Raw genomic sequence first — 15177 nt, 5'->3', positions numbered from 1 at the left:
CATCCCATTTAAAATTTTTTCTTCGCAATGAAACCGTGCATGGTAGTAATCATTAATAGCACCAATAGTAGTGTGACGATAATATGAATGCTGTACCCTGCTTCTAAATTACCCGTCATCAGTATATTCGCTGCAGACAAACTATTACTAGCAGGATTTACAGCATCTATGAAAGGATGTAATCCCGCGATAAAGCGGCATATTAATAGGACAACGATACTTATTAGTGCAATAAATGCAGGACTATTAAAAAATGTACTTATCATCGCAACAAACGTTATGATAAATAACAGCCAAACACAATAAAATACAAAAGCCCACATAGCTTGTGTCATAGGAACAGTAGTAAATAAATACGCTGCATAGCCATAGGATACTGCATAGCCAAGAGCTATACATATAACAGCTAACATATAATGGATAATGATTTTACTATTTAAATAAGAAGATATTGATACTGGTCTTGTTAGGATAAAGCTCATCATACCATTGGCTTTCTCTCCTTGAATAATACTCATAGTAGCAACGACCAAAATAATAATGCCGAGCTGATCAAATTGTGAATTTAATGTTGAGGCAAGTACCTCCTGTCCTTCAGGCTTTGCCATAGTAGGATCAATTATAATACCTTCAATACCACCCGCTGATTGTAAAATAACAGGTAAATAATACATCATAATCGGCTGAGTTAGCCCTAGTAAAATAAATACGATTGGGAGCCACAATAATTTAAACTCCCTTGCCATTTGCTGTACTTCTTTTTTGCTTAATGCAATAAAAGCACTCATTCACTTACACCACCAATTCTAAAAATATTTCTTCTAGACTTTCTTGAATACCCATTTCAAACTTTGTAAACATCACGTTTGAATCCAAACCGTGCTGTAACAATCGATGGGCATCACCTTCCAAATGATGAACATGTATTTTATAGCCATCTCCATAGCTCTCGATATTCTTTACGTATGGCAAATGCTCGATGATTGTTAACCACTTACAATCTTGTTCACGTAATGTCACAAAGATAGCTGATTCTTGATGGTACTCAAGCAGCTCTAATTTTGTCGCATCCTCTATTTTCTGACCATTTTTTATGACAACAAAGCGCTCACAAATTTCCTCCGCATCGCTCAAAATATGCGTTGATAACAGAATAGTCGTTTCTTTTTTTATTTCTTTTAATAGATTTAACACTTCTCTTCTGCCTATTGGGTCTAGCGCTGATACCGGTTCATCCATAATCATTAAAGCTGGCTTATGCAATAAGGCTTGTGCGATGCCAAGGCGTTGCTTCATACCACCGGAAAATGTCCCCACATGCATATGTGCTTCTTTTCCTAAGCCCACCTTTTCTAAAAGCAGTGGGATCTCTCGCTGTAATTCATTTTTTGATAAGCCAGAAAGTGTTCCCATAAAGAACAATGTTTCAAATGCTGTCATCCATGAGTAAAAATTAGGATACTGAGGTAAGTAACCAATTTGATTTCTCATAGATGAAATCTTTTGACCATCAAGATGAATTTCTCCTTTATCTGCATTCAAAATGTCGGCAATGATTTGAATTAACGTGGATTTCCCCGCTCCGTTTGGTCCAATTAATCCAACACACTCATTAGCATCAATGACCATTGAAAAATCATTCACGGCTGTTTTTTGTTTAAACTTTTTCGTAATATTTTTAATCTCTAAGCGCACCTTTATTTACATCCTTTCTACCAATAATGAAGTATAGAACAGAACCAATTGAGTTACAGAACAAAATAATAATTGTCCACATCAGTATGTTTTCCCGCGTATCTCGGTGCCGATATAAATCGAATAAAGCAACAATGATTAGAACAAATCCTACGAATATAAATGGCGAAATGATTGGAAGTATACTTGCCCAATCCAGTTGGTCTAAATCATCAAAACTATAGTGTAATTTCATCCCTAAAACCTCCATTCATTATCATTATCAATAATGATAACAGAAGATGTAAAAAATTTCATTACCTTTTTACTGTACATCTGTAAAAAAAATATATAGTATATTTATTGATAATGTTCTCATGTTGATAACATTTGATTGCTTCCCTTGATACCATCTGATAGGAGGATCGTTTTATGCGGAATAAGGCAGAGACTTTAATGCACCCTGTGAGAATGAAAATTTTCCAAGCTCTGATGCACAATAAAGAAGAAGGTTTAAGCACTTTGGAAATGATTTCTATTATAAAGGATGTACCTCAGGCTACTTTATATCGACACATCCAAATTTTAGTAGATGAAAATATCATAAAAATTGTGAAAGAGAGAAAAGTACGTTCTGTTACAGAGAAATTTTATGCATTAAATGAAGGAGCAGAAAAACTTAGTAAGGAGGATTGGATACAACTAACAATCAAACAAAAACTAAATTATGTTTCTAACTATCAATTAACTTTACTATCTCAATATCAAAATTATTTACATTCATTGGATGAAAAAGAAAGCACTGCTGATTTAGCAACTTTTTCATTTATTGATTTAACATTAACAACTGATCAATTCCAGAACTTAGAAAATGAATTAAACGATTTAATCATTAAATACTATAATATGGCCGACTCAAACAATGATGAGACAAAAACAATAGCTATAAATATTATCCCAAAACCTTAAGTATTATTTTTACGTAAAGAAATGGAGAAGATTTATGAAAAGAAGAAAGTCAGTTGAAAATACACGAAAATTTATCATGATTATAATTGGCGCCATCATCGCAGCATATGGACTAGAAGCGGTATTAATTCCGAACGATGTCATTGATGGTGGCGTGACAGGTATCAGTATTATGGGAGCATACCTCTTTGGTGTTCCATTAGGCGTACTGCTCTTTGTATTAAATATTCCTTTTATTTGGATTGGCTACAAACAAGTAGGTAAAACCTTTGCATTGATGAGTAGTGCTGGGATAGCAGCTCTTTCTATTTCCACTGTGCTTATGCATGATGTTAAAACAATTTTAGGTCCAAGTGATCCGTTATTAATTGTTTTATCTGGTGGTTTGCTACTAGGTGTTGGGATTGGGATTGTCTTGCGTAATGGTGGCGCTTTGGATGGCTCTGAGGTTTTAGCCGTGCTACTATCACGTAAGATTCCGTTTTCAGTCGGGGATATTATATTATTTATTAATGCCTTTATTTTCTTAGGGGCAAGCTTTATTTTTGGCTTGGAGAGCGCATTATACTCCGCTTTAACCTACTATATTGCCAAAAATGTTATTGATATTATTCAAGTTGGTTTAGAAAAATCCAAAGATGTTCGCGTTGTTAGTGCCAAATCAGAAGAGATTGGAGATGCGATTCAAGCTCGTTTAGGACGTGGTGTTACATATACAAAAGGTCGCGGTGGATTTTCCAATGAACCCACAGATATTTTAAACTGTGTTATTAACCGTATGGAAGAAAATAAACTTGTGACGATTATCAAAGATATTGACGAGAGTGCCTTTGTTGTTATTTCTGATGTGTCAGAGGTACGTGGCGGTAACTTCAAAAAGCGAGATATTCACTAAATCAAGAACTTATTATGAGGCTGGGACAAGAGTGTTTCAGCCAACAAAAATACCGAACTATCCAATAAAACGCTCATGAAGTGTTTCGGAATAGTTCGGTTTTTCTATTTATCCTGTTTTGTTAATTTAGAGATTATTTAATTTTATGAAGAAACCATTTAGTTATGTCCTATCCTCTTTTTTTATTGACTAAAAAACTTCAATATCTTGCTATTACGTTAGAAAGGACTTATGTTTTCGCTCAATGCAGTTATACTTTGTTGTACAAAAACATGGAGGAAAGCATTTTAAAAGAAAAGAGTGAAAACATAATGAAGGATAAAAAAAACATGGAAGCGCCACAGAATAGTGGTAGCAATCAACATCCTGAAGAAATGATGACAGACGAAAGATGGCAAGCAATCGTTGAGAACGATGCATCATATAATCATCAATTTTTCTATGCTGTCGAAACGACCAAAATTTTTTGTAAGCCTTCATGTAAATCTCGTGTACCTAAAAAAGAAAATGTACGAATTTTTCAAACAGCGGAGCAAGCCCTCAATGAAAACTTTCGTCCTTGTAAACGCTGTAAGCCAACAAATCAAAACCTTCCTGATTGTGAATGGATCTCTCATGTTACTGAATATATTGATAAAAATTTCACTGAAAAGTTAAATCTTGAATTATTAGGGATGATTGCTCATGGAAGTCCCTTTCATTTACATCGAACATTTAAAAAGATTAAGGGAATTACTCCTGCTGAATACATCCAACATGTCCGATTAAAGGCTGCTAAAGACTACCTGATTGAAACAAATAAATCTATTACAGATATATCGATAAGTGTAGGCATCTCTAATTCAACTTACTTCATTACCCTATTTAAAAATAAATTTGGTTACACACCAGTACAATATCGAAAACTCTATCAATCGGACGAGAAAAAGGAGAAATGAAAAATGAACAGCATTTATTGGTCTTTACTTCAACATAAGGATTGGCATCTCTATGTCGCAGCAACACCCCAACATCTTTTATACGTTGGATCACAAAATCAGCCTTATGCAGCAGTGAGTGAATGGGTTAAGAAAAAATATCCTAAAGCTACGCTGGTCGAAAATACAGCTCTACTCGCTGCTTATTGTGATGAAATCATCGAGTATCTTGAAGGAGAACGGGCTGAATTTACATTTTCCATTGATTACAGGGGTACACCATTTCAGCTTTTAGTATGGAAAGCGCTAAATGAAATTCCTTATGGACAAACAAAGACTTATTCAGATATTGCCCACTATATTAATAAGCCAGCAGCTGTTCGTGCCGTTGGTACAGCTATTGGCGCAAATCCAATTTTACTAGCGGTTCCTTGCCATCGCATAGTAGGAAAAAATGGCGCATTAACAGGCTATCGTGGAGGGCTTGAAATGAAGAAAAAACTGTTAGAGTTAGAGAAATTGAATGCTCATTTGTAAGGGGTATTTCACGTAAAGGAGAGATAAATCGAATGAAACAAAATGTAAGCTATAAAAACTCAAAGACCATACTTAATAAAGGCACAGGTTTTTTTCAGGCTATACACATTCCTTAAATCCATATTTTAATTTACTTTATATTAACAATTATGGATCTATGTACACAACTTAAGAATTAATAATTAGTTAGAAAAACACACATGGATTTATAATTATCTAAACCATGTGTGTTTACTTTAACTGAACTGGCCATCTATTATAAGTTTCGTAGCCATAGGAGCGGGTTATTTCTCCTTCATTTACTTTAATTCGAATGGACATTCCATCTCCTACATTGGTATTGATAGAAAACTTTCCATTAAACGTCTGTACCCTTTCTTGCATTCCTCTGATCCCCATTGAATCGGCAAGAATGATTTCATCCATTTTACATCCTACACCATCGTCAGAATAATTGATTTCAAAGCCATACTCTGTTTCTAAGAGATGAATTTCGACAATGTTGGCATGTGAATGCTTCAAGGCATTGTTCATTAACTCTTGAAAAATGCGATAAATCATCAAATTTAAACGCTCATCTTCTAAATAAAGACGATCGATGGTGTAAATTAGGACAAAATCAGCACGTTTATGGAATTTTTTGATAAGTTTCTCAAGCGCTGCATTTAATCCTAATGTATCTAATAGCGGAGGTTTTAAATTTTCACAATAACCTCTCAAATCAGTCAACGATGCAATCATATGGTCATGTACTTTTGATAGGTTCGTTTGAATATTTGTTGTTTTCTTTGCATGAATCACTTCATGCATCTCTCTAGCAATATGGAGCTGCTCTTGTAAAATCGTATCATGAAGTTCTTGCGCTAATTGATACTTTTCTTGCTCAAATCGTAGCCAAAGTAACTTATTGAGCCAAGGCACCTGGTTATTATCTGCTTCCTTCATCTGCTTTAATTGTTCTAAAAGTTCTTCCACCATTTTAGTATTTTCTATAAAATTATTTAAATATAAAAGCAATAATTCTAGCCATAATAATTCCTCACCCTTTAGATAGATAGATTTATTATGATCTACGACTAGTATTCTTTTATAATTTACATCTTGGTGAATAAAAGCAATATAAAAATGCTCTGTTTTCTTTATATCCCCCAAGCTTAGTTCCTCTAGCAAAACTTCATCAATTTGATTTTGCGTATATTCTTTTGATTCCTTTGATTTACTTAATGAAGTAACCTGTTGTGTTTGTAAATCATAAGTTAGTACGTCTATATGATTAATCTCAAGATGTAAAGCAACTTCGTGAACAAATCTCTCCAATAAGTCTTCAATCTTTATGACTCTTCCAATACTATCAATGGTCGTATACATTCTATGAATTTGATCACCTTTTGTTGAAAAAAGGATTTTTCGCTTATAATAATCTATTTTTTCTTTAATATAGAAAAGTGCTATTAAAGAGAAGAAGGTAAAAGGGAAAATTTGTGTCATTCTTGAAATAGATATATCAGTTATCCAATAGTAAACAAATAACAGCCATATTGTAAAAGCAAATGAAAAATTAAAATAATGGCGTAAGCGAGTTATATAGTACTCCATATCAAATATACGTTCAGTTAACTGTGTAAAGATAAAACTATAAGGTATTAACATTAGAAATAATGAACAGATATCCGCAGAGAGTATTTGTTTATTAAAAATTATATTTGGTAATGTATATAGGAACAAAAATGGTAGAAACGGAATAATGATACTACTTAATAAGATTTTTAATTGAGGTGTTTTAAATTTAAAGTAGCTTAATCCCAATATACTTAGAATCATAGTTAGTAAAATGAAAAATATCCAAAGTGTTAGGTTAGAGAATATTGGATAAGTAGAAGGATAAATAGTACTATAAATACTTAAAAAAACAGTAATCAGGGGCAGTAAATAAAGTACTTTTATATTGTTAATAAATATCCATTTTAAATTCAAAAACAAAAAGTATTTCTTTAGAAAATGAATTAATAGGACTAGGCAAAATAGCATACTACTTCGATTTACAATAATACCAACACTATCTAATCTACCTGCCACTCCTATACTAACATAAGCCAATGACACCGTTAGTATAAAAAGAATAAGTAAATTCACTAAGAGGTTATTCTTTTGATTAAAAAATAAATATAGAGATATTATAAAAGTCAAAAAAAAGTAACAAGTTGGTGCTATAAGTACATAATAAAATTGTTGAGGAATATCACTTGGTTTTATGTGTATATGAATTAAATTACCATTTGGCTTCTTTATTAATAAATCATTGGCTGCTCGTAATATGAAATCATACTTTATATTAGAAATATTATTAATCCCTGTTCCATCTACATTTATTATAATATCTCCAGTTTCGATTTGTTGTTTAGTAGCCCAATCTTTGTAATAAGATTCCACTACTAACCATTCTCCATTTTCTTCTTTAACCCCAATATTTATAAATGTTTTGCTATAAGTTAAATAAAGTAAATAAAAACCAATTAACAAATAAATACTTATTACAAGCAAAAACCACTTACTTTTAATATTGTTTAGTACCAAAGCCGAAGATCTATACGTAGCACTTCATCAAAAGATTCAAGAATTGCCTTCTGTTCAAGTTCCGTAACACCAACAAGAGAAGCCTTTTTTTCTTTTAACAAAGATACTAACGACGGATTTTTTACTAAATATTGAATCATGTTAATCATAAAATCTCCTCATTTCATTAGTTTTTATAGTTACACTTACACTTTTTTGAAGGTATTCAATTAAGTTTCAGTTTCTATTAACTATTCACCATTTACTTGTTTATAAGGGATTAATAACCATAAATGTAACTACACCTATATTATCTTTCATATCACAATTTATATCAACATTATTTTCTAAAAATTGCTAAAATTTAATATATTATAGGTTAATTTTGCTAAAAACAGGATTTATATTCTTTTTTTGACAAATTTATTTAGATACTAATATGAGTCTAGGTCCTTCTTTAGTCAATGTGGATTTGAACCATAGCAAATAAGCCATAGTAGAGAAACATCCCTACAATGGCTTTGCTTAATTTAAGTGGACTAAACTTTCCGCTTCATTTGTCGAATTAGATTTTTAGCCTCTTTTTCCACTCGGTTAGATTCTGTAATTTTTTGTAATGCTTTGTGATAAGTAAAATCATCCAGTGAATTGTTTCTTAAATAGTCCATTGTTACAAGAGGAACTTTAACATAACAAATGGAAATAGCCCATGCGACAGCCATTTTAACATAATAACCATCATGCTTTATATCATTTATTATGGTCAAAACGCTTCCTATATAATGATAATCAATAAAATAATTTAATAGCATGACTACTCCAAAACGTACCTCATATTCTTTATTTGAAGAAAAATAAGGTTGTAAAAATGTCCATACACGCTCTTGATTATCCTTTGTAAATTTTAAGCCTGTACAAAAACTATCACATACTGACCAATTATCTATTTTCGGAACAAATGAAGATATATAAGAAAGGCGATTCTCGGTATTTGTCTTTACATAACCAATGACCATCCCTTGTAGCATCACCTCTTCAAAAAATTCATCACTCGCGGCTTTTAAATAGGTCTGCCAATCTTCCTTAGCAATGCTTTTAGCTATTTTTCGAAGCTCGGGTAACCGAATACCTAAAATATGTTGGCAATTTGGGATAAGTGAGGATGAAAACTTTTGATAATCTTGGTCAGCTAAATTTATAAGTTGTTCTCTTATTTGTTGATGCATCAATATTCTCCTATCATTTATTTTTTTATCATACTATAAAAAGTTAGTATGTTATAAAAAAATAAATGAAGTAGCAAGATTTTAAAGTGTCTACAGAGAACTAATTTTTTCATATTTTAATCCACCAATAAGACATAAGGCCCCTACGACGACAACGACGGTTGCGGCAAATATTGCATATTGATAGCTGTTCGTATAATTAGCTAATGCTCCTGCAAGTGAAGGACCTAGCATTTGTCCCAAGGCATACCCAGCAGTTAAATACCCTAATATTTGATGGCTATTTACTGGTAATATCTGTCTCGCTAATGTTGTAGCAACAGTGGTAATGCCCATAAAGGTTGCGCCAAAAATAAAGGCACTTGTATAAAGTGTTATTGTATTTGTTGCAAAGGCTGGTAATACAATGCCAAGCCCTTGAAATAGCATAGAAATCAATAATATCCTTACATAACCATAGCGTTGTGCCAGCTTTGACCAAACAATGCACGATGGAATTGCTGCAACCCCAACAACAAACCATACAAACGCAGCGTCTCCATGAAAGCTTGTAGACTCTTCAGCAATGGATACGATAAATGTCCCTGTAACAATATAGCCTAGCCCCTCTAAGCTATAGGCGATAATCAGCCATTTCATCCATGTTGTAGGGGGTGCTTTCAGTGAAGCTATGGCTGTATTCCCCTTTTGTTGAACACTTGGTGTAACGGGTTTTATAAAAATTATAATGAATATAAACAATAGGACACAAAATATTGCCAAGGCAATCCATGTTCCATTCCAATCAAAAAGAGCATGAATGGGTGATACAATAATTGCACTTAATGCAATGCCTAAACCTACACCACTATAAAAAAGCCCAGATAAATGTGCTTTGCCATTCCCTGCTAATTGATCAAGCACAAGGCTTGCAGCGACTACAAAGATAAACGCACTCATTACGCCAGAAATACAACGAAGTACATACCAAACAATAACGGTATCTGTAAAGCCCATCAAAGCCGTTGTCAAAATACTTATTACAAGTGCTATTTGTAAAAAAGGAATACGCTTATCTGCTAGTTGTAAACGGCCAGCCACCAATGCCCCTACTAAGTAACCTAGATAATTACTAGTAGCTAAATAACCTGCTGTTGCTCGACTAAAGGTAAAGGTATCTTGCATATATGGCAATATTACTGTATAAGAGAATCGACCAATCCCCATAGCAATCACTAATGCGAAAATGCCTCCAATTAAATATTGAAATGTTTGCTTGTTCATATTTTCCCTCCCTTCATCCTCACTATAACGAAAATCTAGGTATCACAAATAGAGCAAATTCGTTATAATAGATATCAAATAAATTGATGGCTGGTGGAATATATGAATATGAATGATCTCACAATTTTTCGGACAGTCGTGCAAACTGGTAGTTTTTCGAAAGCGGCTGAAGCGCTTAATTACACGCAATCCAATATCTCTATGAAAATACAAAATCTTGAGAACATGTATCAGACAACATTTTTTTATCGTGGACATCGAGGTATTCGCTTAACACCAAAGGGAGAAAAGTTTTATGAGATGGTATTAAAAATGCTACATCTCTATGAGAAATCCTTTGAAATCCTACAAAATCCAAATGAGCATAGAGGTCTTCTACGTATCGGTTCTATGGAAACGACAGCGGCACTTCACTTACCCACACTTTTAACGACGTTCCATAAGGCCCATGAACAAGTAGATATTACAATACAAACAAATCCAACGCAGCAAAATATAGAACGATTAGAAAACTATGAATTAGACGGAGCCTTTGTAACAGGACCAGTGTATAAGGAAAATATTCTTGCAAAGGAATTTGTTTGTGAGGAGCTAGTAGTAGTTACATCCAGCAAGCATAGGCATATTGATAGCTTACGAGATTTAGAGAAAAGTACCTTGATTACTTTTCGCAATGGCTGCTCCTATCGAGCCATTTTAGAGCACTGGCTGCATGAGGATGGTGTGCGTCCGCAAAATCGTATGGAGTTTGGCACCTTGGATGGAATCATTGGCTGTGTTGCTGCGGGGCTAGGTGTAACCTTATTACCACGAGCAATTGCTCAAAAATATATGAAAAACCAATCTTTGTCCCTGCATATACTAACAACAAAGAAAGCTCAAGTTCCTACTTGGTTTATCTATCGCAATGATGAAGTACAATCTCCTGTACTAAAAGATTTCCTTGAAGCAATTGCTGCATATGACTACCCATCCATGTAAAAATTTATCTTGTCATTTTAAAAAGGAGTTGTTCGACGTTTGAACAGCTCTTTTATGTTGTTATACCATAGGAAAGCAAGCGTCCATATTCTATTAAGTACAACTGGTCTTTTATCTAGCACAAATATTAGTTATTCGTGCATATTTTCTCTTCTATTCACCAAGGCCTCCCTCAAAATAAAGATTTCCTATTGTATTCGACAAAATGTAATTCCTGTTTTTCAACACTATGAAAGAGCTGTTCGAGATTTAAACAGCTCTTTTCTCCTATCTAAATTGTTATCCTTTGACGATTTATCTCATTTCCATTACGCTTTTGTTAAATCGTATATATAAAGGAGCAATATATGGATATATTGATTGCCAGTAATCGTCAGCTACCTATTCGATACTATGTTGATAAAGCTATTTGGATTCGTCGAGGTGGCTGCTCTATACATCCTCAAATGACTTTACCGTTTTTTGTGGAAATCGAAATTAAAAACAGTCTTAACTTACAAATTATCATTGACTACATTTTTGAGTTTCAGCGGCAGTACAAACAGACTGAGCTTCAAATCTTGATAAAAGATGCCCATATCTTAACAAAAATAAATGAATTGCTACATTACAATTTAACTCACCATCACACAATCACTATTCAGCAGCTATAGCAGGTAACGTGATGATAAAATGCAACATCTTATCCGAATATTTTGCATGGATGTTGCCATCATGTAGCTCGACAATACTTTTAGCAATGGCAAGGCCAAGTCCTGAGCCTTCCGCGACTTTTGTTCTTGATTGATCCTTTTTATAAAATCGCTCAAATAAGTTCACCAGCTCTTCTGATGTAAATTCATCACTCTCATTAGCAATACTAATTATTACCTGACTTTCTTTTCGCTCAAAAGAAACCAAAATTTGGCCGTTACCTGAGCTATATTTAATCGCATTCATAAGTAAATTATCAAAGACTCTGACCATTTTTTCAGTATCAATGAAAGTAAAGATACGCTCTTCCAAAAAATGTTTCACGAATGAACGATTATTTTCCTCAGCTTGTGGGATCAGCTCTTCTATTAATTGTTCGAGAAGCTCATTGATGCAAACCTCTTGTTTCCCCATAACGATATTTTCATTCGTTAGCTTCGTATATTCAAATAAATCATCTATCAAATTCTTTAATTGCTCGGATTTTGAAAATGCGATTTTAAGATATTCTTCATATTGCTCCTTTGTCTCATATCTCCCCTCTCTTAACAATCGTAAGTAGCCCATTATCGAGGTTAGTGGCGTTCGCAAGTCGTGGGATACATTGGTGATTAATTCATTTTTTTGTTGTTCAATCTTTCGTTCCATTTCGATATTGGTCATGATTGCTTCAGCCATATGATTGACATTCTCTGTTAATAATGCAATTTCATCGATGCCTTTTTTCTTTACTCGATAGCCAAGGTTTCCTTTTGCGATTTCCATGACCCCCTTTGCCAGTGCCTCAATCTGTTTCATTTTTCGTTTTGTTAAATAAAAGAAAGATAAAGTAAAAACAGCAATCGCAATAAAGTAAGAAATCGGGTCCCCCTTCGTTGTACTTGTATACAATACCCCTTGTGGAATACCACTAACAAATAAATATAAATTTTTATCCTCAATCGTTATTGGGTAAAAGGTTATATATTCTTGTCGTGATTGCTCAATCGTCTGTGCATTGAGTGGCTGAATAATAGCAAATTCCATTACGCGCCCTATCTTATTATGTAAATTAATTTGTTCCTCCTCAGCTTGCTTTGTCTTATACAGTACCTTTCCGCTCTCATCTGTCACTAATACTTTTAATGCACTCTGCTTCATTTCAAGCATGACATTTTCATCCTCAATCAATTGTCTTAAGGCTTCAATACTATTGTCGTTGATGGCTCTGTCTACTACATGCTGTACCTGATAACGAATTTGCTGCATACCTGGGCTATAGTCAATAGTAGTTCTCTCATTCATATTTCCAAGGAGAGGAAGTGAAGCTCTTGCAACAATTAGCCCTAGAAACGCACAGAAAATAAAGGTGGTCAATAACTGAACTCTAAGGTTTTGGCGCACCTTTGTGATAGCTTTTATAAAGAGCATTTTTATTTTTATGAATAAATAAAATGCTAGCTTACTGATCCTTTTCAATTTTATAACCTACTCCCCATACAGTTTTAATATATTGAGGATTTCTAGGATTGGTCTCAACCCTTTCTCGTATTTTTCGGATATGTACCATTACTGTATTTTCAGATTGGATTGCCTCTTCCTTCCAAACCTTTTCATAAATTTGCTCAGCGCTCATCACCATACCTTGATTTCTCGCAAGTAGTTCAAGTATTGAAAACTCCCTTGGGGTAAGCTTTACTTTTTCATTATTAACAATCACCTCATGTGTAGCTGTATTTATTCGCATATCTCCTATCTCTATCTCATTTTCGTTCATCGTATCGTTTCGACTCATTTTTATGTATCTACGAAGCTGGGATTTTATGCGTGCCATAAGCTCTAAGGGGTTGAAGGGCTTAGTTACATAATCATCTGCACCTAATGTTAACCCAACGATTTTATCCATATCCTGTGATTTCGCTGACAGCATTATGATGGGCATTTCTGCTATTTCTCTAACCTTCATACACATCTCAATACCATCTATCTTCGGCATCATGATATCTAAAACTATGAGATGCACCTTATGCTTTCTTAGCAGGCTTAAGCCTTGCTCTCCATCACCTGCCTCTAGCACATGGTAGCCCTCATTTTTTAAGTAAATAGCGATAAGATTTCTTATCTCCTTCTCATCATCTACAATTAGTATTGTTTCTTTCGTCATCCAATCCCACCAATTTCAATCATACTTGTTCCTAATTTTAACTATCTTTTTAATTTTCGTATATACCAATAATATAAACACCCAATTATACCGACAGATATGCCAAAATAAATACCATAACGCGTTGCCAGGGCAGAAATATACTCAATATGCTTGCCAAAGAATAACCCAAGTGTAAAATACAGCAATGTCCAAATAAAACCTGTTGTGTAGGAATACATAGCATACTTTATAAAAGACATATTATTCATGCCAACTAAGTAAGGAATAATATGTCTTACTATAGGTATAAAATAGCTGATAACCAAGGCAAAATGCCCATATTTATCTATTAGCTCCTTGGACTTTACTAAATACTTAGCTTTTTTCTTTTTCAGCAATTTATCTACTACTTTATGTCCAAATCCCTTCCCAAGGATATAGCCTAGAGACAATCCAGATACTACACCTAGATACGTTAGGATAAAGGCTTTCAAGACTGACATTTTTTCCATGGAACCTAAAAATCCACCACTCATTACAATCATCTCATCTGGAAGCGGCATCCCCACTATGCCAAGCCAAAGACTAAAAAACAATGCCCAATAACCGTATTGCTCTATAAAGGATAATAACTCACTCAATCCCATCTAACTAACCCTCTTCGTTCTCTGCTTACAGCTCAGCACATAGGCTGGAGGAAGATTAATCCATACTTTTTCATGTGTAATAGTATCAAAATATTGTTGGATAAATGATTTCTTAACTAGTGAATATTGGAATGTAATAAATTCCCCTTCCTCTAAACACTCTTTCACATTTTGTAAGATTCGTGATGCAACGACTGGATTTAAGGATGTAAAAGGCAAACCCGATACAATATAGTCGATTGTTTCGATATTTAAGTTCTTCATATACAACCCTAAATTCTCAGCAGAGCCGTAGATTACGATAACATTCGGCTCATGCTCATATTGTTGATGGAGCCTATTATAAAAAACGGTATTATTTTCAATGAGTATTAGCTTTGTAGTATGCGCCTTCCTTTTCATTAATTCTTTAGTAAAGGAGCCTGTACCAGGACCAAGCTCAACAATACATTGTGCCTTTTTAAAACAAATAGCTTCGACTATTTTTTTTGCCAATTTTTTTGAACTAGGTGAAACAGCACCGATATTTTTTGGATGCTTTATAAATTCAGTAAGAAACGTTATAAATTGCATTCATGTTCTCCCCAATCTGATGAAATGTGAATGTCTTTACTATAACGAGCATTTCTTAAAGATTTAAGAGGAGATTTCTTAACTTTTTCTTAAGAGTTTACATTTTGTTTCTGTGTCATCTATG

The 15177-nt window shown here is 33.8% G+C and carries 17 protein-coding genes; 6 read left to right on the top strand and 11 right to left on the bottom strand.

Annotation, left to right across the window (positions count from 1 at the left end):
• Positions 1–8 precede the first annotated feature (8 nt).
• The 3 genes from AC1RNS_RS01375 to AC1RNS_RS01365 are packed head-to-tail and all read right to left on the bottom strand — an operon-like array spanning position 9 to position 1930.
• Positions 9–788: an ABC transporter permease gene (locus AC1RNS_RS01375; RefSeq protein WP_492990246.1), complete on the bottom strand. Its 780-nt coding sequence runs from the start codon at positions 786–788 to the stop codon at positions 9–11.
• A gap of 4 nt (positions 789–792) precedes the next feature.
• On the bottom strand, positions 793–1695 hold the full coding sequence (locus tag AC1RNS_RS01370) for an ABC transporter ATP-binding protein (RefSeq protein ID WP_492990244.1): 903 nt from the start codon (positions 1693–1695) through the stop codon (positions 793–795).
• Positions 1679–1930 (bottom strand): PLD nuclease N-terminal domain-containing protein, encoded by a 252-nt coding sequence (locus AC1RNS_RS01365; protein ID WP_492990242.1) that lies wholly within the window; start codon positions 1928–1930, stop codon positions 1679–1681. Before AC1RNS_RS01365 ends, AC1RNS_RS01370 begins: the two co-directional genes overlap by 17 nt.
• A 176-nt stretch (positions 1931–2106) precedes the next feature.
• On the opposite strand from AC1RNS_RS01365, the gene AC1RNS_RS01360 reads away from it, so the two are divergent.
• The 4 genes from AC1RNS_RS01360 to AC1RNS_RS01345 all read left to right on the top strand — a co-directional run bounded on the left by AC1RNS_RS01360 (position 2107) and on the right by AC1RNS_RS01345 (position 4992).
• A complete protein-coding gene (locus AC1RNS_RS01360) occupies positions 2107–2643 on the top strand; it encodes a helix-turn-helix domain-containing protein (RefSeq protein WP_492990240.1) in 537 nt (178 codons plus the stop codon).
• Between the two features lie 34 nt (positions 2644–2677).
• On the top strand, positions 2678–3538 hold the full coding sequence (locus AC1RNS_RS01355; RefSeq protein ID WP_492990239.1) for a YitT family protein: 861 nt from the start codon (positions 2678–2680) through the stop codon (positions 3536–3538).
• 329 nt (positions 3539–3867) lie between these two features.
• Positions 3868–4476: a bifunctional transcriptional activator/DNA repair enzyme AdaA gene (locus tag AC1RNS_RS01350; protein ID WP_492990451.1), complete on the top strand. Its 609-nt coding sequence runs from the start codon at positions 3868–3870 to the stop codon at positions 4474–4476.
• A 3-nt stretch (positions 4477–4479) separates the two neighbouring features.
• Positions 4480–4992, top strand: a complete 513-nt coding sequence (locus AC1RNS_RS01345; RefSeq protein ID WP_492990237.1) for a methylated-DNA--[protein]-cysteine S-methyltransferase — start codon at positions 4480–4482, stop codon at positions 4990–4992.
• 231 nt (positions 4993–5223) lie between these two features.
• Here AC1RNS_RS01345 and AC1RNS_RS01340 read toward each other — a convergent pair whose 3' ends face one another.
• From AC1RNS_RS01340 to AC1RNS_RS01325, 4 genes are all read right to left on the bottom strand, one after another.
• A complete protein-coding gene (locus tag AC1RNS_RS01340) occupies positions 5224–7533 on the bottom strand; it encodes a sensor histidine kinase (RefSeq protein ID WP_492990235.1) in 2310 nt (769 codons plus the stop codon).
• 23 nt (positions 7534–7556) lie between these two features.
• Positions 7557–7715, bottom strand: a complete 159-nt coding sequence (gene comX, locus AC1RNS_RS01335; RefSeq protein ID WP_427548832.1) for a competence pheromone ComX — start codon at positions 7713–7715, stop codon at positions 7557–7559.
• 369 nt (positions 7716–8084) lie between these two features.
• Positions 8085–8771: a DNA alkylation repair protein gene (locus AC1RNS_RS01330; protein ID WP_492990232.1), complete on the bottom strand. Its 687-nt coding sequence runs from the start codon at positions 8769–8771 to the stop codon at positions 8085–8087.
• Positions 8772–8861: 90 nt separating this feature from the next.
• The gene (locus tag AC1RNS_RS01325; protein ID WP_492990231.1) at positions 8862–10034 is read right to left on the bottom strand and encodes a YbfB/YjiJ family MFS transporter; all 1173 of its coding nucleotides are present in this window, start codon (positions 10032–10034) and stop codon (positions 8862–8864) included.
• 102 nt (positions 10035–10136) lie between these two features.
• On the opposite strand from AC1RNS_RS01325, the gene AC1RNS_RS01320 reads away from it, so the two are divergent.
• Entirely contained in the window at positions 10137–11015 is an 879-nt protein-coding gene (locus tag AC1RNS_RS01320) for a LysR family transcriptional regulator (RefSeq protein ID WP_492990229.1), read from the top strand.
• A gap of 347 nt (positions 11016–11362) precedes the next feature.
• Positions 11363–11668, top strand: coding sequence for a hypothetical protein (locus AC1RNS_RS01315; RefSeq protein WP_492990228.1), 306 nt, complete (start codon positions 11363–11365; stop codon positions 11666–11668).
• On the opposite strand, the gene AC1RNS_RS01310 is transcribed toward AC1RNS_RS01315, so the two are convergent.
• From AC1RNS_RS01310 to AC1RNS_RS01295, 4 genes are read right to left on the bottom strand one after another with little or no spacing between them, the layout of a single operon-like run.
• A complete protein-coding gene (locus AC1RNS_RS01310) occupies positions 11652–13118 on the bottom strand; it encodes a sensor histidine kinase (protein WP_492990449.1) in 1467 nt (488 codons plus the stop codon). The genes AC1RNS_RS01315 and AC1RNS_RS01310 overlap by 17 nt on opposite strands.
• A 31-nt stretch (positions 13119–13149) precedes the next feature.
• Positions 13150–13851 (bottom strand): response regulator transcription factor, encoded by a 702-nt coding sequence (locus AC1RNS_RS01305; RefSeq protein ID WP_492990227.1) that lies wholly within the window; start codon positions 13849–13851, stop codon positions 13150–13152.
• A gap of 41 nt (positions 13852–13892) precedes the next feature.
• Positions 13893–14480 carry a DedA family protein gene (locus AC1RNS_RS01300; protein ID WP_492990225.1) on the bottom strand — a complete coding sequence of 196 codons (588 nt, stop codon included), beginning with the start codon at positions 14478–14480 and terminating at the stop codon, positions 13893–13895.
• The gene (locus tag AC1RNS_RS01295; RefSeq protein ID WP_492990223.1) at positions 14481–15053 is read right to left on the bottom strand and encodes a class I SAM-dependent methyltransferase; all 573 of its coding nucleotides are present in this window, start codon (positions 15051–15053) and stop codon (positions 14481–14483) included.
• Positions 15054–15177 lie beyond the last annotated feature (124 nt).

This window comes from Lysinibacillus sp. GW821-FHT14F06 (assembly GCF_058803665.1).
This window is presented reverse-complemented; position numbering and strand designations above follow the sequence as displayed.

Coding starts and splice junctions, on each gene's coding strand:
- AC1RNS_RS01375 (WP_492990246.1), bottom strand. CDS start 788: ATGAGTGCTTTTATTGCATTAAGCAAAAAAGAAGTACAGCAAATGGCA.
- AC1RNS_RS01365 (WP_492990242.1), bottom strand. CDS start 1,930: ATGAAATTACACTATAGTTTTGATGATTTAGACCAACTGGATTGGGCA.
- AC1RNS_RS01360 (WP_492990240.1), top strand. CDS start 2,107: ATGCGGAATAAGGCAGAGACTTTAATGCACCCTGTGAGAATGAAAATT.
- AC1RNS_RS01355 (WP_492990239.1), top strand. CDS start 2,678: ATGAAAAGAAGAAAGTCAGTTGAAAATACACGAAAATTTATCATGATT.
- AC1RNS_RS01350 (WP_492990451.1), top strand. CDS start 3,868: ATGGAAGCGCCACAGAATAGTGGTAGCAATCAACATCCTGAAGAAATG.
- AC1RNS_RS01345 (WP_492990237.1), top strand. CDS start 4,480: ATGAACAGCATTTATTGGTCTTTACTTCAACATAAGGATTGGCATCTC.
- comX (WP_427548832.1), bottom strand. CDS start 7,715: ATGATTAACATGATTCAATATTTAGTAAAAAATCCGTCGTTAGTATCT.
- AC1RNS_RS01330 (WP_492990232.1), bottom strand. CDS start 8,771: ATGCATCAACAAATAAGAGAACAACTTATAAATTTAGCTGACCAAGAT.
- AC1RNS_RS01325 (WP_492990231.1), bottom strand. CDS start 10,034: ATGAACAAGCAAACATTTCAATATTTAATTGGAGGCATTTTCGCATTA.
- AC1RNS_RS01320 (WP_492990229.1), top strand. CDS start 10,137: ATGAATATGAATGATCTCACAATTTTTCGGACAGTCGTGCAAACTGGT.
- AC1RNS_RS01315 (WP_492990228.1), top strand. CDS start 11,363: ATGGATATATTGATTGCCAGTAATCGTCAGCTACCTATTCGATACTAT.
- AC1RNS_RS01310 (WP_492990449.1), bottom strand. CDS start 13,118: ATGCTCTTTATAAAAGCTATCACAAAGGTGCGCCAAAACCTTAGAGTT.
- AC1RNS_RS01305 (WP_492990227.1), bottom strand. CDS start 13,851: ATGACGAAAGAAACAATACTAATTGTAGATGATGAGAAGGAGATAAGA.
- AC1RNS_RS01300 (WP_492990225.1), bottom strand. CDS start 14,480: ATGGGATTGAGTGAGTTATTATCCTTTATAGAGCAATACGGTTATTGG.
- AC1RNS_RS01295 (WP_492990223.1), bottom strand. CDS start 15,053: ATGCAATTTATAACGTTTCTTACTGAATTTATAAAGCATCCAAAAAAT.